Source organism: Tenacibaculum sp. MAR_2009_124 (assembly GCF_900105455.1).
In the GTDB taxonomy this organism is placed as follows: domain Bacteria; phylum Bacteroidota; class Bacteroidia; order Flavobacteriales; family Flavobacteriaceae; genus Polaribacter.
Genome location: NZ_FNSF01000005.1, coordinates 598,980 through 620,789 on the forward strand (window position 1 = coordinate 598,980; position 21,810 = coordinate 620,789).

General features: G+C 32.5%; 17 protein-coding genes. 13 read left to right on the forward strand and 4 right to left on the reverse strand.

The annotated features are described in order from the left end of the window. The first annotated feature begins 50 nt into the window (after window positions 1-50). The 6 genes from BLW23_RS13290 (at window position 51) to BLW23_RS13315 (ending at window position 6,205) form a co-directional block, all read left to right on the forward strand. The gene (locus BLW23_RS13290) at window positions 51-611 is read left to right on the forward strand and encodes a class I SAM-dependent methyltransferase (RefSeq protein WP_093671806.1); all 561 of its coding nucleotides are present in this window, start codon (window positions 51-53) and stop codon (window positions 609-611) included. 65 nt (window positions 612-676) lie between these two features. Further along, window positions 677-1,543, forward strand: a complete 867-nt coding sequence (locus BLW23_RS13295) for an SH3 domain-containing protein (protein ID WP_143032174.1) — start codon at window positions 677-679, stop codon at window positions 1,541-1,543. A 27-nt stretch (window positions 1,544-1,570) separates the two neighbouring features. Then, a complete protein-coding gene (locus BLW23_RS13300) occupies window positions 1,571-2,449 on the forward strand; it encodes a hypothetical protein (RefSeq protein ID WP_093670621.1) in 879 nt (292 codons plus the stop codon). A 143-nt stretch (window positions 2,450-2,592) separates the two neighbouring features. Next, window positions 2,593-4,134, forward strand: coding sequence for a glycine--tRNA ligase (locus tag BLW23_RS13305; RefSeq protein WP_093670623.1), 1,542 nt, complete (start codon window positions 2,593-2,595; stop codon window positions 4,132-4,134). A 293-nt stretch (window positions 4,135-4,427) separates the two neighbouring features. Further along, window positions 4,428-5,684, forward strand: coding sequence for a transposase (locus BLW23_RS13310; protein ID WP_093668298.1), 1,257 nt, complete (start codon window positions 4,428-4,430; stop codon window positions 5,682-5,684). Between the two features lie 299 nt (window positions 5,685-5,983). Continuing rightward, complete coding sequence (locus BLW23_RS13315; RefSeq protein WP_093670625.1) at window positions 5,984-6,205, forward strand: hypothetical protein; 222 nt, start codon at window positions 5,984-5,986, stop codon at window positions 6,203-6,205. 33 nt (window positions 6,206-6,238) lie between these two features. Here BLW23_RS13315 and BLW23_RS13320 read toward each other — a convergent pair whose 3' ends face one another. Both BLW23_RS13320 and BLW23_RS13325 read right to left on the reverse strand, forming a co-directional pair. Continuing rightward, a complete protein-coding gene (locus BLW23_RS13320) occupies window positions 6,239-7,774 on the reverse strand; it encodes an SGNH/GDSL hydrolase family protein (protein WP_093671808.1) in 1,536 nt (511 codons plus the stop codon). A 13-nt stretch (window positions 7,775-7,787) separates the two neighbouring features. Then, window positions 7,788-10,547 (reverse strand): TonB-dependent receptor, encoded by a 2,760-nt coding sequence (locus BLW23_RS13325; protein ID WP_093670627.1) that lies wholly within the window; start codon window positions 10,545-10,547, stop codon window positions 7,788-7,790. 366 nt (window positions 10,548-10,913) lie between these two features. Here BLW23_RS13325 and BLW23_RS13330 point away from each other — a divergent pair, with 366 nt between their 5' ends. The 3 genes from BLW23_RS13330 (at window position 10,914) to serS (ending at window position 13,579) form a co-directional block, all read left to right on the forward strand. Next, window positions 10,914-11,852: a bifunctional riboflavin kinase/FAD synthetase gene (locus tag BLW23_RS13330; protein ID WP_255362794.1), complete on the forward strand. Its 939-nt coding sequence runs from the start codon at window positions 10,914-10,916 to the stop codon at window positions 11,850-11,852. A 159-nt stretch (window positions 11,853-12,011) separates the two neighbouring features. Then, on the forward strand, window positions 12,012-12,239 hold the full coding sequence (locus BLW23_RS23915; RefSeq protein ID WP_093670631.1) for a helix-turn-helix domain-containing protein: 228 nt from the start codon (window positions 12,012-12,014) through the stop codon (window positions 12,237-12,239). 65 nt (window positions 12,240-12,304) lie between these two features. After that, complete coding sequence (serS, locus tag BLW23_RS13340) at window positions 12,305-13,579, forward strand: serine--tRNA ligase (protein ID WP_093670633.1); 1,275 nt, start codon at window positions 12,305-12,307, stop codon at window positions 13,577-13,579. Between the two features lie 56 nt (window positions 13,580-13,635). Here serS and BLW23_RS23270 read toward each other — a convergent pair whose 3' ends face one another. Then, complete coding sequence (locus BLW23_RS23270; protein WP_176829827.1) at window positions 13,636-13,779, reverse strand: hypothetical protein; 144 nt, start codon at window positions 13,777-13,779, stop codon at window positions 13,636-13,638. 206 nt (window positions 13,780-13,985) lie between these two features. Here BLW23_RS23270 and BLW23_RS13350 point away from each other — a divergent pair, with 206 nt between their 5' ends. The 4 genes from BLW23_RS13350 (at window position 13,986) to mgtE (ending at window position 18,341) form a co-directional block, all read left to right on the forward strand. Next, a complete protein-coding gene (locus BLW23_RS13350) occupies window positions 13,986-15,761 on the forward strand; it encodes a tetratricopeptide repeat protein (protein WP_093670637.1) in 1,776 nt (591 codons plus the stop codon). A 69-nt stretch (window positions 15,762-15,830) separates the two neighbouring features. Beyond that, window positions 15,831-16,160: a DUF4286 family protein gene (locus BLW23_RS13355; RefSeq protein WP_093670639.1), complete on the forward strand. Its 330-nt coding sequence runs from the start codon at window positions 15,831-15,833 to the stop codon at window positions 16,158-16,160. A 38-nt stretch (window positions 16,161-16,198) separates the two neighbouring features. Next, window positions 16,199-17,011: a 16S rRNA (adenine(1518)-N(6)/adenine(1519)-N(6))-dimethyltransferase RsmA gene (rsmA, locus tag BLW23_RS13360; RefSeq protein WP_093670641.1), complete on the forward strand. Its 813-nt coding sequence runs from the start codon at window positions 16,199-16,201 to the stop codon at window positions 17,009-17,011. Next, complete coding sequence (gene mgtE, locus BLW23_RS13365) at window positions 16,992-18,341, forward strand: magnesium transporter (RefSeq protein WP_093670643.1); 1,350 nt, start codon at window positions 16,992-16,994, stop codon at window positions 18,339-18,341. The genes rsmA and mgtE overlap by 20 nt, the downstream gene beginning before the upstream one ends. Before the next feature lie 11 nt (window positions 18,342-18,352). Here mgtE and BLW23_RS13370 read toward each other — a convergent pair whose 3' ends face one another. Further along, window positions 18,353-21,331, reverse strand: a complete 2,979-nt coding sequence (locus BLW23_RS13370) for a T9SS type A sorting domain-containing protein (protein WP_093670645.1) — start codon at window positions 21,329-21,331, stop codon at window positions 18,353-18,355. Window positions 21,332-21,810 lie beyond the last annotated feature (479 nt).

Here is a 21,810-nt window from a genome sequence, read left to right on the forward strand (position 1 = left end):
GTTTCATTTTCAATAGCTTTTTGTCTAAGATATTAAATAACATCAGGATTGTGAGTAAAACAATAAGTTTTTTCAAAGAGGCGGTAAAAAATTATAAAACATCAGGAACCTTAGTTCCTAGTTCAAGGTTTTTAGCAAATAAAATGCTTAGCAACATCAATTTTTCCGAATCTCAAGTAATTATAGAGTTAGGTCCAGGGAATGGTGCTATTACTAAAAACATTTTAGAAAAGTTAAATCCTGAAGCACTCTTAATATGTTTTGAAATAAATAATGTATTCTATGAAGAACTTAAAGAAATAGAGCATCCACAACTTATTATACTCAAAGAATCAGCAGAAAATATTATTATAGAGATTGAAAAATTAGGCTTTAAAAAAGTAGATGCTATTGTCTCTAGCCTACCTTTAACCATTATCCCTAAGCACATTTCCAGTAAAATACTGAATAACAGCCATTCGTCTTTAAAGAAAAATGGAATATTCATTCAGTATCAATATTCCCTGTCATACCTAATGAAACTTAAGAAAGTTTTTGGGAAAAATATCACATTAGACTTCGAAACACTAAATTTTCCTCCCGCTTTTATTTACAAATGTGTTAAAAAATAGTATTTTAGCGTAGAACTCATTAGTTTTGTCCATTGTAATTCCCCCTTAAGATGGTTGCCAAAAATTTGAAAAATAAAGGATTAATAGCCTTCTTACTTTTACTTGTTATATTCATTGGTCTTCTGGCCTACCAGAATTCTAGAGACTTTTTTATGTTAAAAGATGCTTTTGATATTGAAAAACAAGAACTAGAAAACGAGCTACAAGAAGTAATAGAAGAGTACCAAAATATAAACTATGAAAACCATGAGTTTTCAGGTAAAATTAAAGATCAGCTCGGTAAAGCCATATCTTTGCGCGATACTATTCAAGGTTTAAAAGTATCTGGTTTTAATCTCCTCCGCGTATACAGAAAACGAATTTCTAATTTAGAAAAAGAAAACAGAGAGTTGTTAAATAAATTGGACTCACTTAGCAAAATAAACGAGAATTTATTTATTGAAAATGACAGTGTTAAAGGAATACTAAGTGAAACCGAACAACTAAACTCTGAACTTTTCAATAATAATAAAGCTTTAGAAAGGAAAATTGAAACTGCTACCACACTTGAAGTTTCCAATGTGAATTTCAGTGCAATGAAAAAGAAAAGCAGTGGAAAGTTAACAACAACCTATAGGTCATGGAAAACGGATGCCTTTAGAGTTAAATTTGATTTACTCGAAAATAAAATTATTGACAAAGGTACAATACCTATACACATACAATTAGTCAATCCAAAAAATGAAGTAATTTATGTAAAAGGTAGAACACGGTTAAAAAACGGAAAACGAATCATCTACAGTAACACACTAAAAGCCAACTACTTTAACAACACACTATCTGTTATGTCGTTAATCGATGTAGATAAAGAAAAAATTGACAAAGGAAATTATAAAGCTAAAATCTATGTAAATGGAAATTACGTAAAAGAATCAAGTATTAAACTAAAATAACAACCCCTGAAAATCCCCTGAAATACAATGAAAGCAAACAATACAAAAAATGCGGTTTTAATAGTCCTGTTATTCGCTGTTTTATTTTTAACTCTGTATAATTTAAAAGTTTCAAGCGAAATAAAAGACTTACAAGGTGTTTTTAAACAAGAAAAAAAAGATTTAAAGAGCGCCTTAGATGAAATGATTAAAGACTACACCGATGTTGTTGTTCGTAAGAAAAGTCTATCAAAAAGATTACGCATCGAAGTTCAAAAGATGAAAGACTTACGAGATTCTGTAGCCAAATTAGAAGGAAACAATTATAATTTAATCAGAAAGTATCGAAGCAAAATAGCCAGTCTTGAGAGAGAAAACAGACGATTATTTATAAAAATTGATTCGCTTAATTCCGCCAATCGGGCTTTAGCTCAAGAAAACGTTATCACTAACGAAATTTTAACTCAAAAGGAAACTGTAAATACCGAGCTAATTGAAAAAAATAAAGCGTTAGAAGCGAAGGTTGCAGTTGCCGCGAAAATTGAAATTAGTCCGGTAAAAGTCATTGCAATGAAAGAACGAAGCAGTGGAAAACTTACAAGTACTTCTCGATCGAGTAGAACAGATGCCTTTAAAATAAATTTCGATTTACTAGAAAACCCTTTAACATCTGCAGGAAAGAAAAAGGTTTACATTCAAATTATAGATGAAAAGAAGAACGTAATTACCCCTAAAGGTAAAGCCAGTTTAAGCAATGGCGCTAGAATTCAATACAGCGATTCACTTCTCGTAAATTACGACAATAGCAAATTGAGCTTAGTTTCTTTTATTCTTGTTAACCGTGATGATATTTTCAAGGGAAAATATACCATAAGTGCGTTTGTAGAAGGAGAATATTCTGGAAATTCATCAGTTAGCCTAAGGTAAAGCATTACAAATATTTAAAAAAACATATAGCTAACGGCTATTCAATTAAATAAGCGTTAGAAAAAACAAAAGTGAAGGTTAAAAATCTTCACTTTTTTTTATGTATTTAACAATAGTTTAAAAGCTTCTGTTATTTTTGCAGAATGGCAAAACAAGAAGATTTATTTAAAAAAGTAATTTCGCACGCAAAAGAATATGGTTATATCTTTCAATCTTCTGAAATTTATGACGGACTGAGTGCGGTATATGACTACGCTCAAAATGGAGCTGAGCTTAAGAAAAATATAAGAGACTATTGGTGGAAAGCAATGGTTCAAATGCATGAAAATATAGTAGGTATTGACGCCTCTATTCTTATGCATCCAACTACTTGGAAAGCTTCGGGCCACGTTGATGCCTTTAATGATCCTCTTATTGACAACAAAGACAGTAAAAAAAGATATCGTGCTGATGTTTTAGTGGAAGATTACTGTGCTAAGATTGAAGCCAAAATTGATAAAGAAGTAAAAAAAGCGCAAAAACGTTTTGGAGATGCTTTTAATAAAGAAGAATTTTTATCTACGAACCCTCGTGTTCTTGGTTATCAAGAAAAAATACGATCGATATTAGGTAGATTGGCAAAGTCATTAGAAAATGAAGACTTAGCCGATGTAAAGCTGTTAATAGAAGAATTAGAAATTGCTGACCCATTAACTGGAAGTAAAAACTGGACGGATGTTAAACAGTTTAACTTAATGTTTGGAACTCAATTAGGAGCTTCTGCAGATAGTTCAATGCAAGTATATCTGCGTCCTGAAACAGCGCAGGGTATCTTTGTAAACTTTTTAAATGTTCAGAAAACTGGTCGTATGAAAATTCCTTTCGGAATTGCTCAAACGGGTAAAGCCTTCAGAAATGAAATTGTTGCACGTCAATTCATTTTTAGAATGAGAGAATTCGAACAAATGGAAATGCAATTTTTCGTAAAACCAGGTACTCAAAAGGAATGGTATGAAAAATGGAAGGAAACTCGTTTAAAATGGCATTTATCTCTTGGAATGGATAAAGACAATTATCGTTTCCATGATCATGAAAAATTAGCGCACTATGCTGATGCCGCTGCTGACATTGAATTTAAATTCCCTTTTGGATTTAAAGAATTGGAAGGAATTCATTCCAGAACCGATTTTGACTTAAAAGCTCATGAAGAGCATTCTGGTAAAAAATTACAGTATTTTGACCATGAAGAAAACAAAAACTATGTACCATACGTTGTTGAAACCTCAATTGGTTTAGACAGAATGTTCTTAGCCGTTTTCTCTCATGCTCTGCAAGAAGAAGAACTTGACAACAATACGACTAGAGTCGTTTTAAAATTACCAGCAGTTCTAGCGCCTGTTAAGGCTGCCATTTTACCTTTAGTAAAGAAAGATGGCTTACCTGAAATAGCACGTAAAATAGTAGATGACTTAAAATGGGATTTTAACGTTGCTTACGATGAAAAAGACGCTGTAGGTCGCCGTTACCGTCGTCAAGACGCTGCAGGAACTCCTTTCTGTATTACTGTTGATCACGATACTTTGGAAGACAACACAGTTACCATTCGTCATAGAGATACGATGGAGCAAAAACGTGTTAAAATAGACGATTTAAGAGCGATTATCAAAGAAGAGGTAGATGTACGAACTTGGTTGCAGAAAATGTAAAAGACACATCTTAAAATAAACATACAGACCTATCTGACAACAGATAGGTTTTTTTATTTCTAATATATTCTTAGGCACTGTCATAAAATAGCTAAACCCTTGTTTTTACGAGGGTTTTGTTGTATCTTATATTCATAATAAACCCCGAAAATCACCAAAAAAGGTAAAAAACGGGGTTTCCATTTGTGTAATTATGAAAATACGAAGAATTTCTGAAATGCAACACCGCATTTCAATTTTTTCCCCTCAGTGAGAATTATGATGCTCATTACACACGTTTTTTAGAGGGAGATTTGGGCAAAATCTATTCTGCTATTGATTGGGATGACTTGGTTACTACTTTAAATATTACTGAACAAAAAAAAGGGCGTAACTATCTTTTTAGCCCTAAAGGAAGACTTGGCTTGATGTTTTTAAAGCATTATGCCAATTGTTCGGATAGGAAAATGATTGAACAACTCAACTCAAATTTAGACTATCAATTTTTCTGCGATATAGAATTAGGTTTTGAACGTTTAACAAACTATAAAATAATAAGTCAAATACGTTGTGAATTAGCAGAGAAACTAGATATTAATTTAGTAGAAAAAGTTCTTTTTAATTCTTGGAAAAATCATATTGATAGTACCGACCAAATCGTAATGGATGCTACTTGTTACGAAAGTGAAGTTCGTTATCCTACCATCCAGAAATTACTTTGGGAATCTGTTCACTGGTTGTACAATCAATTACGTAAAACTTGCTCCATCTTAGGAACTAAGATGATCAGAAGTAGATATAACAAGTGGAAAAAACGTTACCAAGGATTTAGTAAAATGCGAAGAAAAACCAAGTCTAAACGTACTTCATTAACCCGAGCTTTACTGAAGCTATTAAGTAAGTTTATCGATTTTGAAAAGGAATTATCCAAGGCCTACAATATCGAGTTTAAGCCCTTGTATTATAAGCGAATCGACACAATCCAAAGAATTTACAAACAACAAAAAGATCATTTTGATACAGGAGAAAAAATCAAAGATAGAATTGTAAGTATTCATAAGGATTATATCCGTCCTATTGTTCGCGGAAAAGAAGTAAAGCCTGTTGAGTTTGGAGCAAAAGTTAACAAAGTTCAAATTGATGGAATTAGCTTTATAGAACATATTAATTTTAATGCGTTTCACGAAGGAAACCGTTTTATACAAACAGTTCAAAAAGCGCAAGGGTTAACTCGAAAAAAGGTAAAAGTAGCCGGTGGAGATAAAATTTATGCTACCAATAAAAACAGAACATATAGTAGCTCAAAAACCATACAGACAGACTTTATCCCCAAGGGTAGAAAACCTAAAAATCATAAAGAGAAAAAGCAACTTAGGGCTATCATTGCTAAAGAAAGAGCAACAAGATTAGAAGGCTCTTTTGGTAAGGATAAAGAACATTATCACCTACGGAAAATAAAAGCCAAAACAAAAAAGAATGAAATTCTATGGATATTCTTTGGTATACACACAGGAAATGCATTAGAAATTGGTCGAAGAAAAATAGCTCAAACAGACCAACAAATAGCCTAAAATAAAATCTTAGTATTTTTTTCATGGGAGAGCTACGTCTTGTAGGTACGTTTTTAGGAGATTCAATCAATAAAACCTCTTTTAAACAGAAATAGAGGATAGAATTTATATAATTTTATCCTCTATTTTCAATGTATTTTAAAAAATAGACTGTTTTCTGAAAGTGCCTTCTTAAACCATTTACAAATTGCAATTACTTTAATAAAACGCCCTTTTCTCTTTTGCGGTAATTTCAAATCATAACTGGTGTTCTTTTCAATTAAAACAGTAATTTTATCCTCTTATAATCCAAAAACACAATGAAGTTAATAAAAATATTATTTGTCATCTTTATACTTTGGATGATTACAGGAGCCATTTTAATAAACATTGAACATCCAAAAGCAGAAATTGTAATGGGCTTAGGCGTCTTTTTTATGGCATTTGTATTAATGCCTGTTTTCATTTACCATCGCTACAAAGATGGTAAATACAAAAAGTATGTACTAGATTCTAATAAAAACAAAAAGGTCGAAGATTAATCTTCGACCTTTTTTATATAAAATTTTAATACGTTATTCTAGTGTTGGAGAGTAATTCGTTGGATAATCTGCAGCTTTAGCTAATCCATTGGTAGCATCAGCAAAGTTTGATCCATAGGTTGTATCGATCGCTTTTAAAATGGTATTTGCCATTAATGCATATCCTCTTGCTGTTAAATGGATTCCATCTAAACCTATTAAACCACCAAATACTAAACTTGTATTCGTTGTAAATTCATCAAACACAATTCCCGTTGTCGAAGCCTCTTCTAAAATTGCTTTAAAGTCAGCCAAAGCCAGTCCTTTTGCATTTGCTACAGAAACAATTGTACTGTTATAAGAATCTGTTGCTACTTTTATCTCAGCAACTTCATCAGAAGTTAAAACCCATTGATCAGTTAATGGAACCGATACGCCGTTTATAAGCTGTGGATTACCTCCTACAGTGGTTCCTATAAAAGCAGAACCAGGTAGTACTAATAAATCATCAGCTGTTGTTTGTCTAAGACTAACTAGTGCAGGATTAATTGCTGTTAAATCAGTTAAAGCTTCATCTAAAATAACAACAGCATTATCACCTTCAGCAAAAGTAATAGTTCGTTTTGCTATCTCAGCGTCGGCCATTTCTTGCGTCATTGGTGTATTAGCTACTAAAAATGCAAATGCCTGCTGAATTCCTGCATTATAAGCCGCATAACCTTGATTTACCGCTCCCGCAGTTGCTGCATCTAATGGAACAGGATTATAAGGTACGGTTGTAAAATAAGATAAAGAAGTTATATAAGGTACTGTTGCTACAACACCTTTTGCACCTCCTGCTGTTAATGCATCAACAATACCAGAGAATGTTTGTGCAAAAACATTTGGATCTGTAATATCCGTTGGTCCATAAGTTGCTGGATCTAAGTTTCCTGTTTGATTTACACCTGCTCCACCTGCAATTGCATACCCCAATACATCATTCCCTCCAATTTCAGATAAAGTGAAAAATGTTGGTTGTTTAGAAACGGCCTCAGCTACAACTGTTGGTTGCGACGGAGACATTCTTACAAAGTAAGGATTTGCTGTACCATTTGCCAAACCTGCTAAAGAACCATATCCAGGAGCTACGAAGTGAAAACTTTTTGCTCCAGGAACACCATAATTATGAAAATCAGGAGCTCCTGTTGCAGGAACACCTACTTGCGTTGTTGGGGTCTTATCTAACCTAGCCGGACCTGCTCCATTAAAATAAAATCTAGGCTCTTGTACAACCGTTGTACCGCTAACTAAGCCTCCAATATTATCAGACATTAAAGGTTGATTAAACGTACCGCCATTGGCCATAGAAAATTTTCCTGATAATATATTTGGAAAAGAATTTTCTTGCCCTTTTATAAACATTGCTCCGTCAGTAAAACCTGCTGTAAAAGAAGCTCCAACTGATATATATTTTGAAAAGTCTGCACTTCCCGCTTGTAAAGCAACTTCTGGCACCACTGGTCCAGTAATTTCTTCTAATTCGTTATTTACATCACAGGCGGTTAGCATAACGGCTAAACCTAAAACCCATCCTATATTTTTTTTCATCATCATCAAGTTTTTAGTTATTAATAGTCCAAGAAACAAAATACTGCGAACCAATTGCTCCAACTCCAGGAGCACTTAAATACTCTTGTCCTGTAAGATTTGTTCCTCCAACTTTAAAGACTGACTTTATTGATGGAACACTATAATTTACCTGAGCATCTAATACTGTTCTTGCATCTACAGTACCTTCAAGAAATGTAGATTCCCAATAAAAATCATTTTGCCAACGGGCGCTTATATTGAAACCAAAGTTTTCGAATAAATTCGGGTGTCCAAATTGTGCCTTTACCTTATGCTCTGGAGTATTAAATCCAGCTTCAAAATCAGGATCAGACGCTTGATCAAAATCAAACTTCGACCAAGTATAATTTAAGCTTGCATTAAATCCATTGAATACTTTAGTAGACAACCCCAATCCAACACCGTAAGAACTAACTTCAGCTACAGAGTTCGTTTTTACACTAAATAAAGCAGACTGATTCCTCAAAGCTCCAAGTAAAGCTGCACTATCATTTTGATCAACACCACTAGGGTCAAGTAAAACCAAAACATCTTTTGTTGCAATAAAATTATCATACATGTTATAGTAAGCACTCAAATCTATTGACAATTTATTCTTTCCTGTTGGAATGGCGCTACGATATCCAACTTCGAAAGCAGTCACCTGTTCAGGACTAACAAGACTGGTATTGACCATTTCAGGACTACCAGTTTCCACTGAATTAGCCGAATAACCTCTTTCAATAGCATGTCTTGCTGTGACTTCAAATCCATTTACAGTTTTCGTAAATCTATCTAAATTATCAGCCGCTGTACCAATTAAAAAACTAGCTCCAGTATCTAATCCAATATACTGATCTTGTGTTGTCGGGTTTCTAAACCCTGTTTGAAAAGAAACTCTGAAGTTATGATCCTTTGTTTCACCTGCTGCATAAGCTAAAGAAACACGAGGTGAGAAGTTTCCTTCAAAATTTTGAGACTTATCATAACGAATTGAACCTGTAAATTTCAAACGATCGTCCATCATTTTCTTTTGAATTTGGGTGTATAAACCAAATTCATTAAAACTAATTGGCCCATCAGAATCAGTATAAATCGTTCCAGAAGAGTTTAAATTATATTGACGAAATGAACCACCAAATTGAACCTCTGCCCAATCGATATAATCTCTTAAGTTTAAATTTGCATCTGCATGATAGTAATTTGTATTATCCTTTAACCTAGCACCTGTTGTAACATCTGGGTCGGCTATAACTTCATTGAAATACCTGTTAAACTCTGCAGAACCAGGTAAAGCCCTTCCATTGTCAGCAACATTTCTAGCTTCTTGATGAATTTGATCTAGAGATAAATTTTGAGGATTTCCAGCGAGGCTTATTCCAGCGATAGTACCAATATATTGCCCAAACCAATCTGTATTAGACTTCCATCTATTATTGACATTAATAGCAGCAAAACGAGTATCGTATGAATCTCCTGCATCTTCTCCTGCATAATATCCTCTAACAAAAAAGTTCTTTCCTCTAACTTCCAATTTATGTTGCTCCATAAAAAAGTTTCTAAGGCTATATCTATTCAGTCCTTGATAAATAGTGTTACCTGTTCCAAACTTCGAGTTCCAAATAAATTCTAAGCGGTCATTACCTAAAGGTCTGTAATGTAGTGCTCCATTAAACTTTATACTTTTAGCACTATAATCAATTAAATCATTCTCATTATACCCAGTTCTACTAACTCTTTGATCTGGAACAAAACCAAGCCCACCTGAAGCGTCTCTAATATTAGTCGCAACTTCATCACCATAAACATTCACCCCATCATAAACTATGTCTGAGTTCAGATTTCCAATTTCTCTAAATCCAGGCTTATAAGTTCTACCAACTCCATTTGTATTTCTATAATCAGTTGCATGCCACTCTTCACCAGTGAAATGATTAAAACTAACCTTCGCTGCAAATTTATCGTCAAACACATGAGCTAATCTTATACCTACATCGTAAAAACCGTTATCACCTGCTGCTTCTTGACTTGTTATACCTGTTTTGAAACCAACACTGATGCCTTGATCATCAAATGGACTTTTACTACGCATTAACATAATACCATTAAACGCATTTGCTCCATAAAGAGCTGATGCCGCACCTGGCAAAACTTCAACACTTTGAACATCCAGTTCCGACATTCCTAATAGGTTCCCTACTGCGAAATTAAGAGCTGGTGAAGCGTTATCCATTCCATCAACTAGCTGGATAAATCTTTCATTTCCAAAAGTAGCAAACCCTCTAGTATTCACAGATTTAAATGTTAACCCTCCGGAATTAATGTCGACGCCTTTCAAATTTTCGATAGCGTCATAATATGAAGCAGAAGCCGTATTTTTAATTGCTCTCGAATCAAATCTTTCGATAGTAACTGGAGATTCCATAATACGTTCAGGAGTTCTTGAAGCAGAAACTACTACTTCGTCTAAAGAAGTTGCATTTTCTGATAAGCTCACTTCAACTGCTTGATTGTTTTTCGTTATCTCAACCGATTTCGTTTGATAACCAATTAAAGAGACTTCAATTGTAAAAGGAGGGGTGTCTGTAACAGTTAATATAAATTTTCCATCAAAATCTGTAGTTGTCCCTACAGCTTTTCTTGAAACTTTGATATTAGCTCCTGGAAGAGGACCTCCCAGTGTTGCGTCACTCACAGTACCAGTAATTGTTGTTTGCGAAAACATCAAACTACTGCATAGTGCAAATGCAACTAGTAATAATCTATTCATCATAATTGTGTAAAATAATTTGTTAACTAAACGCAAAATACGATTTTTTTTGATTTTCTAATTATTTGTGTTAAATTTTATTAAAACCTCTATATTTTCTTAGTGCCTCGTATAAATTTTAACATAACTTCATTAAACTCCTTTAACTCAATGACAAATTCGTAATCTCAACGAGACGATTTAAAATTTGATCAAACATGCATTTTTCACTTTAACCATAATGGTCCTATTCAGAAGCAAGAAAATGTTAGATTTTATTGTGCTTTCAATTCTCATAACGAAGTTCTAAAGGATAATTTGGCTTAAATGAAAATACATTTTCAAAATGTGTTTTACAAATTGTACATTTGTAAAAATTTATATTGTAAATTGGAAGTAACCCATTCTATTTTTGATTTTAACCCCTCTCAAAAAACATATGTTACCATTGGGACTTTTGATGGAGTTCATATTGGTCATCAGAAAATTATTAAGAAATTAATTGAGGATGCCAAATTGAGTAATAAGAAATCTGTTGTTCTTACTTTCTTTCCTCATCCGAGAATGGTACTTCAACAAGATGTTACTATTCAACTAATTAACACGATTCAGGAAAGGACTCAACAATTAGAAAGCTTAGGTTTAGATTACCTCATCATTCATCCGTTTGACAGAGAGTTTTCTCGTCTTACGGCCTTGGATTTTGTAAGAGATGTTCTTGTAAACAAATTGAACATTGATAAGTTAATTATAGGGTATGATCATCATTTTGGAAAAAACAGAGAAGGAAATATAGAGCAGTTAACCGAGTATTCACATTTATATGACTTCAATGTTGAAGAAATTCCTGCTCAGGACATTGATGATGTTTCAGTTAGTTCAACAAAGATAAGAAACGCTCTTTTGGATGGTCAATTAAAGGTAGCTAATAATTATTTAGGCTATAATTTCAGCTTATCGGGTAAAATTGTATCTGGAGAACAGTTAGGACAAAAAATAGGTTTTCCAACAGCAAACATTCATATTGAAGAAGACTACAAACTAATTCCAAAAACTGGAGCATATGTTGTGAAGTCTACTGTAAATAGCCAATTAATTTTTGGAATGATGAATATTGGAGTTAGACCTACAGTTAACGGAAATAATAGAACTATTGAAGTACATTTTTTTGATTTCGACGCTAATATTTATCATCAACAAATTACAGTTGAATTACTTTACTTTTTAAGAGATGAACAAAAGTTTAACTCGGTAAATGAACTAAAAGAACAATTAGAAAAAGACAAAAGAAATGCAGGCGAATTTTTAAAAAGTTACGCCAACTTCTAATTAATTAAATTATTAAATAAATCCCCCTTTATTCTTAAACCTCTTGAATTAGCTTTTGACGTAACTATCAAACAAAGTTAATCGTTTTAAAGTCTTTATAATGACACATTTGTCATTATGTAATTCATATGTTTTTAAGAATTTGTATCAAAAAAAAGAATGATACTGTCAAAAGAGGAGATAACTTTAAAAAAGATTGCCCTTTGCGTTAAAATTCTACGAGATGAGTACAATGTAACTTTGAGTGAATTTTATATTGACACTGGGATTCATTTAGCGAGAATAGAACAAGGCAAAACAAATATTACTATTTCTACGCTACACAAGATATGTGAATACTTTAATATCACCCTATCTGACTTCTTCATGATGATGGAAGAAATTTAGTCGTATCAAGCCATTGCTTAAATCTATTACTTCCGTTATCTTTGCTCTTCTTAAAAAAATAAAAGATGTTACAAATTCAGTTTATTAGAGAAAACAAACAAACTGTTTTAGAAGGGCTTGCAAAACGTAATTTTGCAGATGCTGAAACAATTATTGATCACGTTTTAAATACAGATGAAACCAGAAGATCAACACAGGTTTTATTAGACAATGTATTGGCCGAATCTAATAAACTGTCCAAGGAAATAGGCGCCCTTTTCAAATCTGGAGAAGTTCAAAAAGCGAATTTAATCAAGGAAAAAACGGGGCAGCTAAAGCAGGAGTCAAAAGAGCTTACAGAAAAGTTAAGTGCTGCTTCAGACGAGCTTCAAAATTTATTATATCAGATTCCAAATGTACCTCATGCTTCTGTAGTTGCAGGAAAAAATGAAGAAGATAATGAAGAAATTTACAAAGAAGGAACGATTCCTGATCTTGGAAAAGCGGCATTACCTCACTGGGAGCTTGCAAAGAAGTATGACATTATCGATTTTGATTTAGGAGCCAAAGTAACCGGGGCAGGTTTTCCGATTTATAAAGGAAAAGGAGCGAGATTACAACGTGCTTTAATTTCATATTTTTTAGATAAAAACACAGATGCTGGCTACACAGAAGTTCAAGTACCTCATTTGATTAATGAAGCTTCAGGATATGGAACTGGTCAATTGCCAGATAAGGAAGGACAAATGTATCATGTTACTGTTGATGATTTATATCTAATTCCTACGGCTGAAGTTCCAATAACAAATATGTTCAGAGGTAATTTATTAAAAGAGGCTGATTTACCAAAGGCTTTTACTGGGCATACACCTTGTTTTAGAAGAGAAGCGGGCAGCTATGGAGCACATGTAAGAGGTTTAAATAGGTTACACCAATTTGATAAAGTTGAAATAGTAAGAGTAGAACATCCTGATAATTCGTATAATGCTTTAGATGGAATGGTTGAGCATATTAAGGATATTTTGAGGGAATTAAAATTACCCTACAGAATTTTACGTTTGTGTGGCGGAGATACTGGTTTTACCTCAGCACTAACATTCGATTTTGAATTATATTCAACAGCACAAGAACGCTGGTTAGAAATTAGCTCTGCTTCAAATTTTGAAACATATCAGGCTAATAGATTAAAATTACGTTTTAAAAACAAAGAAGGAAAGAGTCAATTCGCACACACTTTAAATGGTAGTTCATTAGCATTGCCAAGAGTGTTAGCAGGAATACTCGAAAATTATCAAACGGAAGATGGTATAAAAATTCCTGAAGTGTTAGTTCCTTATTGTGGTTTCGATATTATCGATTAATTCAATAAAGAAGATATAAAAAAACAAAAGGTAAGTTTCTGTAGAAACTTACCTTTTCAGTTTGCAATTACTGCAACCATTAACTTCTTATATCTATTCATTTCTAAAAGAGCATCAAAATACTGAGGTATTTGTCCTTTTCTCATAAATTCATTTGCTCTTTCTTTTGCCGATTCGTATTGTCTTGATAAAGTTTTCATTTGTGTATGATTTAGTTGTGTTAAATAGAAAACAAAGTTCATGCCAAAAAATATTTTTAAAAAATAACAAGTACCAATACCATTCCAACTTTTCATACTGAATTTTGTTATAAAATATTTAAAAAGGAAGTAACCCTTTGATAATAGGTCTTTTTTTAAGATTTTTGTGTTACTGGTGTTCCATAAAATTCATTAGTACCATTTTAATGAAAAAAAATATAGCCTTTCTCTTTTTGTTTTTTCTTTGTTCTTTTTCTTTTGCTCAAAAGAACAATTTTATCATTGCTGAAAATTATTTCAGAAATAATGAATTTAAAAAAGCCATTCAGCTTTATAAAGGATTGTACAAAAAAAGCCCATACAATACCACCTATTTAAAGCGATTAGTTACTTGCTATCAAGAAACCAATCAATTTTCTTTAGTTGAAAACCTTGTTACTGAAAAAATAAAACGATTTCCAAAGCAAACTTTTTTGCTAGTTGTATTAGGACATAATTTTGAAAGGCAGCAGCTTTCTGAAAAGGCTGATGAATACTATAAAAAGGCATTAGAAACAATAAAAAGCAACCGTGGTTATGGCAGTGTAACTGCCAATCTTTTTAAAGAGTATAACAAGCTAGATTATGCTATTGAAGCCTATACTGGGGTTATGGAACAAAACCCTAAAGCCAATTTTGGATTTCAACTAGCTCAAATTTATGGTGAAAAGGGTGATTTTGAAAAAATGTTTGAATCGTATGTCGATTTGGTTGATAAAAACGAAAACTTTGTCAACAATGTAAAACGTTATGCAAACCGATATATTACTGAAGAACCTGAAAACGAAAACAACATTTTATTCAAGAGAGCATTGTTAAAAAAATCAATTAGCAAACCAAAGAACATATGGAACAACTTACTTGCATGGCTTTTTATTAAACAAAAACAATATCAAAAAGCACTTATTCAATATAAAGCTTTACTAGCCCGTAATGCCGATCATTTGTCAAGTGTAAAAGAACTAGGAAAAATTGCTTATGACAATTTAGATTATGAGACAGCCAAAGACTGTTTCAACTTAGTTATTGAAAAAACAAATTATGAAAGCGATAAGTTTCATGCCATTTACATGAACCTAATTATTGATATTGCTAATAAAGAACAGAATTTGGATGCCAAGTTTAGAGAAGTTTTTGAACAATTTGGAACCAATAGAAAAACGATATACATACAACTAGCTTACGCCGATTTTTTAACTTTTCAGCGCAGTAACCCAGAGAAAGCCATTTTGGTGTTGGAAAAAGCACTAAAATTGGCAGGTTCAAAATTTGCCAAGGCCTCTGTTAAACTAAAATTAGGTGAGGTTCTTGTATTTACCAGAAAGTTTAACAAGGCTTTAATTTATTTTTCTCAGGTTCAAACAAAGTTTAAAAATCATGAATTAGCGCAAGAAGCCCGCTTTAAAGTAGCGCAAACATCTTATTTTAATAGCGATTTCACATGGGCGAAAGCACAACTTAAAATATTAAAAGGATCGGCAACCCAACTCATTGCAAATGATGCTACCGAGCTATTTTTAACTATTTCTGACAACCAACCTTCTGATAGTATTCCTTCGGGATTAAAAGAATATGCCAAAGCGGATTTACTTGCCTATCAAAATAAAAATGATGCCGCTATTGCTATTTTATCTGAAGTCATTTCAAACTTCAAAAATCAACCAATAGAAGATGAGGCTTTATTCAAGCAGGCTGAACTTTATGTAAAAAAAGAGAATTTTACTGAGGCAATTTCTAACTTTGAAAAAGTTCTATTGTTAAACCCAGAAGGAGTTTTAATTGATAATAGTTTGTATGCTTTAGCAGAACTATACAACACAAAATTAAATAATCCGAAAAAGGCCTCAGAATACTACCAAAAGATTATTTTTGACCACGCTTCGAGCATCTATTTAGTAGACTCAAGAAGAAAGTATAGAAAATTAAGAGGCGACGACATTTAATTAACTCATGCTTAGATTATTTCTTGTACCAATGTACTCTTTATCTTTGCATTTTCACCATATTTAAATATGTACATATACAACGTTACTTTAAACGTAGATGATAGCATTCACGATGAATGGTTAGTTTGGATTGAAAAACATATTCCTGAAGTTTTAGCAACGGGTCACTTTTTGAGTGCAAGAATGACTCAGGTTTTAGTTGAAGAAGAAATGGGAGGAACTACGTATTCTATTCAATACAGTGCTAAAAACCGAGAAGATTTAGACAACTATTATAAGTTTAGTGCCGAGAAATTAAGAAGTGATGGTCTGAAAAAATTTGCGGATAAAGTGCTTGCTTTTAGAACAGAACTGAAAGTTATTAAGGAGTTTTATCCGGTCGCAAACAATAACTAAAGGGATACAAAACACCTTTTAAATAGGAACTGATAGCAATGAGTGTAAGAGCAAAAAAACATCTAGGACAACATTTTTTAACCGATGAAAATATAGCAAGGAAAATAGCTGATTCTTTAACAGAAAATGGCTATGACAATGTTTTAGAAATAGGTCCAGGAATGGGAGTTCTTACCAAGTATCTTCTGGAAAAAAAGCCAAAGGTAACTGTTATGGAATTAGATTCAGAATCGGTTACGTATTTGCAAGAAACATTTCCTTTAGAACATATTAAGCTAAACACCTCCGCTGAAAAGTTTACCATTATTGAAGGTGATTTTTTAAAACAAGACTTACAAGCTACCTTTTCAGGTAAACAAGTAGCCATTATTGGTAACTTCCCTTATAACATTTCTTCTCAAATCGTATTTAAAGCCATTGAAAAACGTGAATTCGTTCCTGAGTTTTCAGGAATGTTTCAAAAAGAAGTGGCACAACGAATTGCTGAGAAAAAAGGAAGTAAAACCTACGGAATATTATCGGTGCTTACTCAAGCTTTTTTTGATGTAGAATATTTATTTACAGTACCACCCACTGTTTTCAATCCGCCTCCAAAAGTTGATTCGGGAGTTATCAGACTCATTCGAAAAGAGAACTATACACTTCCGGTTGATGAAACTTTATTTTTCAGAGTTGTAAAAACAGCATTTAACCAACGAAGAAAAATGCTTCGTTCGAGTTTAAAATCATTTAATCTTTCGGTCACTTTAAAAGAAGACCCTATATTTGCTATGCGTCCTGAACAATTATCAGTACAGGATTTTGTTGATTTAACATCTAAAATAGCAAACAATGGCACTGAAAATCACTAAAGAACTTATTGAAAGTGTAGAAGGTTTAATTCTAAACAAAAAAGACGCTGCTCTGAACGACTTTTTTGCAGAAACGCATCATGCTGATATTGCTGAAGTTTTAGATGAGCTTTCATTTGAGGATGCAATCTATATTATTCGTTTATTAGACTCTGAAACTACCGCCGACGTTCTTATGGACGTAGACGAAGATGTACGAGAAAAAATATTCGAGAGACTTTCTTCTAAAGAAATTGCTGAAGAGATTGAAGAACTTGACACTGATGATGCTGCCGATGTTATTGCTGAGCTTCCAGAAGAAAGAAAACAGGAAGTAATACAGAATATAGAAGATAAAGAGCACGCGAAAGAAATTGTCGAGTTATTACGCTATCATGAAGATACCGCAGGTGGTTTAATGGCCAAAGAACTTGTTAAAGTAAACGAAAACTGGAATGTACTTACTTGTGTTAAAGAAATGCGTCAGCAGGCCGAAGAAGTTACCCGAGTACACTCTATCTATGTAGTTGATAATGATGGTAAACTAAAAGGTAGGTTATCATTAAAAGATTTACTGATGGCCTCTACTCGATCGAAAATTGCCGATGTTTATATCCCAAAGGTCGATTTTGTAAATGTTCACGATAGAGCCGAAGATGTAGCCAATGTGATGAGAAAATATGATTTAGAGGCAATTCCTGTTGTTGATGAGTTAGGTGTTTTAGTTGGAAGAATTACTATTGATGATATTGTTGATGTTATTAAAGAAGAAGCCGACAAAGATTATCAATTAGCGGCAGGTATTACTCAAGACGTAGAGGCTAGTGATTCTATTATTCAACTAACAAAGGCACGACTTCCTTGGTTGTTTTTAGGTTTGATAGGAGGAATTGGAGCTTTTTTAATAATGGGTGAATTTGAACATACATTTAAAGAACATGCTTTTTTATTCTTCTTCACGCCTTTAATTGCCGCTATGGCAGGAAATGTTGGTGTACAGTCATCAGCTATTATTGTTCAGGGGCTTGCCAATGACGATGTGAAAGGAAGTATTAAAAACAGACTCGTTAAAGAAATGCTTTTGGCCTTGCTTAATGGTATTGTTTTGGCTATTTTTCTATTTCTCTTCGTTTTTGCTTATGAGAAAGATTTCATGAAAGCTTTAGCTATTTCTACATCGTTAATCATTGTTATTGTCGTAGCGGGCTTAATAGGTACTTTTATTCCATTATTTCTTGATAAAAGAGGAATAGACCCTGCTATTGCAACAGGGCCTTTTATTACTACTAGTAATGATATTTTTGGAATTTTAATTTACTTTTTAATAGCTCAATTAATTTTAGGTGTTTAAGAAATTTGTTCTTATTCCTTAATTATTCTTCTTACAGCAGTTTTTCCGTTGGCTCCAATAATTTTTAAAAGATACACCCCTTTTGAGTATCCTGACATGTTAATAGATGCATTTGTGGTACTCAGTAACTTATTCCCAAGAACACTATAAACAGAACAGCTTTTAAAATCACTTTGATTTTTTAAAGAAATAACGAATACTTCTCTCACCGGGTTTGGTGATACGGTAATTTCATTTTTAAAGTAATCTTCCTCTACCGAAGCTGTTTGACAAGATTCACTAAAAATAGCAGTTGCATCCTTCTCCCAAGCATCACTTCCAGTTGATTGTTGAACATCATCAACTTGAATACAACTTAAATCAGGGTTATTTAATGAGGTAAACCTTGTGATATCTTGGTTTTTCCTATTTTTAATATTTAACCTTTTCAGCTTATTGTTTTCACATAAAACACTAGTCAGCCTAGTATTTCCAGATAAATCAAGTGTCTCCAACTTGTTATTGTTAACATTGATGATAGATAATGATATATTTTCTGATAGATCAATCTCTGTCAAGAGATTATCTTGTAAATAAAGATCAGTTAAACGAATAGCTCTGTTCAAGTTTACTTTATTGATTTTATTATTTCCAGCCCACAAATCTGTCAAATACAAATTGCTTGATAAATCAAGTTCTTCAATATTATTTCCAATGCAAAACAAGCTTTTCAATAACCTATTATCAGCTGTGTTTAATACAGTAAAATTGTTGTCACTTACATTTAGACTTCTTAAGTTTACAACACCTCTAGTGTTAATATTTGCTAGCTCATTATCGCTCAAGTCTAATGTCTTTAGTTGAACTGAATAATCTGGCAGCAATACATTATCAATTTTATTATTCGAGCATATAGCTTTCTCTAATCTTAAATTATTGCTAATATCTAAACTTGTAAGCACACATCGAACGGCCGAAAGCTCTCTCAAGTACGTAGAAGCAGAAACATCAATGCTGCTTAAAGAAAGATTATCTAACAAATCAATTTTTATTAAACGAATATTACGCTTAAAATCAATTGTTGTAAGTTTTGTTTGAGAAAACTCTAGTTCTTCTAATTTACTATTATTAGGAATTTGAACTTCCTCGAGATGAGTCCCTGTAAAACTAACTTTCGACAAGTTAACATTAGCACTTAAATCCAAACTTGTTATGCCAGATCCAGTTGCCGAAATTATTTCTAATTCTAAACATTTTGATAGATCCAAATTCGTTAGTGCATTGTTTTCACCGAAGGTTAAATCCACTAGATTCGTATTATTAATTAAATTCACACTAGATAAACGTAAGTTTCTCGTAAAATCAATATGAGTTAACTTAGTATTTGTAGATACATCAAGAGTTGTCAAATCATTCTTTGAACAATCTAATTTTACTATATTAACAAAGGCTTCTATTCCTTTAAGAGAAGTAATACTTTTATTACCACATAAAATATTTCCAGTATATGCATTCGCTTCCGACACTTGAATCTCGCTATCAGCATTGGTGTTAATGGCAGATACGCCAAGTAAATATGTTTTAAAATTCGCATCGGGAATATCTACTATCGGATCTACCTGACAAGACTCTCTATAGGTTGCTAAATCATCTTTCTCCCATGTTGCATTAAGTCCAGATTGTTCTGCATTATCAACTTGAATACAAGTCAAATCAGGATTTAATAAAGAACTAAAATTTGTTATATCTGTATTTTTCCCATTTTTAATATTTAAGCTCGTTAGTTTATTTTCTTTACAAGAAACATTTGTTAGTTTTGTATTTGAAGACAAATCAAGTTCCTCTAACATATTTTTGTCAACATTTAAAACGGACAATAACGGACTTCCTGATAAATCTATCTCTGTCAGTTGATTATTCTGAAAACTAACATTTTCCAACACTACTGTTGCAGGAAAAGTAACTTTTTTGATCTCATTACTATTCGCATTTAAAGTTTTCAAAAGCGGATTAGTTAACAAATTTAACTCCTGGATATTATTTAGCTCACAATCTAGAATAGTTAAGTACCGATTATTTGTTGTAATTAGAGCTACAAGATTATTATTATTTATTATTAAGTTACGCAGATGTGATATACCAGAAATATTAATATCTTGAAGTTTATTTTTATTCAACTCTAAAGTTCTTAATCGGTATGAATTAACTGGTAATCGTACATTTTCTAATTTATTATCAGAACAAAAAACTTTTTCTAATTTTAAATTTTGACGTACATCTAAATTCATAAGTCCTCCTTCAGTAGCGTGAATTTCGAGTAAATTTGGACAAGACGAAACATTTATATTTGCAAGCAACGTATTTCTAAACAATTCGATTTTCCTTAAACGAATATTGTTTTTAAAATTAATCCCTGTAAGCTTTGTCTCATTCAAACTTAATTCTTCAAGCTTACTATTATCAGGTATATTTAATTCTTCTAAATGAACTCCTGTAAAAGTTATCTTTCGTAAATCAACGTTCAATCCTAAATCTAGATTCGTCAAACCACATCCGTTTGCGATAATCTTCCCAAGTCTTAAACATTTTGTAACATCTAAATTCACTAATGCATCATTATTTCCAAATGTTAAATTTTGTAGTAGAGTGTTATTTACCAAACTCACATTTAATAAACTTCTATTTCCCGTAAAATCTAAGTGAGTCAATTTCGTGTTAGATGACAAATCTAAATTTCCTAATTCGTTATTTGAACAATTAAGTTTGGTTATGTTTATAAAAGCTTCAATCCCCTCTAAAGAATTGATCATAGAACTTACACACTCAATACCACCTCTAAAGGTATTCGCTTCTGATACTTGAATTTCATTATCACCATTGGTGTTAATAGCTGTATTATTGACCAAATACTCTTTAAACTTTTGATCTGGGATGTTTACAATTTCATTCGCATGTAAAAAAGAGATTGAGAATAGGGAAATTAAAATAGTGAGTAGTTTAATGTTTTTCACAATAAATTTAAATTAATATATGTTAAATAATAGGTTGATTTTCATTCAATAAGTGCGCAGATATTTAGTAAAGGGAAAACTTTACTATCTTTTTTTCTAATAAAACGGAGTTCACAGTAGGCTTAAGACGACCTAATATCATATACCAATTGAAATTACTGGTATAATTTTAAATTGCTTTTTTAATAGTTGCTTGTTAGTTTTTTTCTTTAGTTTTCAATAAATACAACTCTCTCACCGATGTCGATGTACTTCGTTTAAGAAAGTCATCTCAGAAACTCGCACTCGATCATTATCATTCGGATGCATGCCTATTGAACCCAATACTATTTCTTTGATTCTAGTTTTAGAAATATCAACTATTTCATTGGCTATTGTGGTTAAAGTGAAGAGGAAAAGGGGGAGGGTAAATAGTAGTTTTTTAGTTTTCACAATTCTTCTTTTGATTATTCTAATTTTGGTAAAAATATCCTTATCCG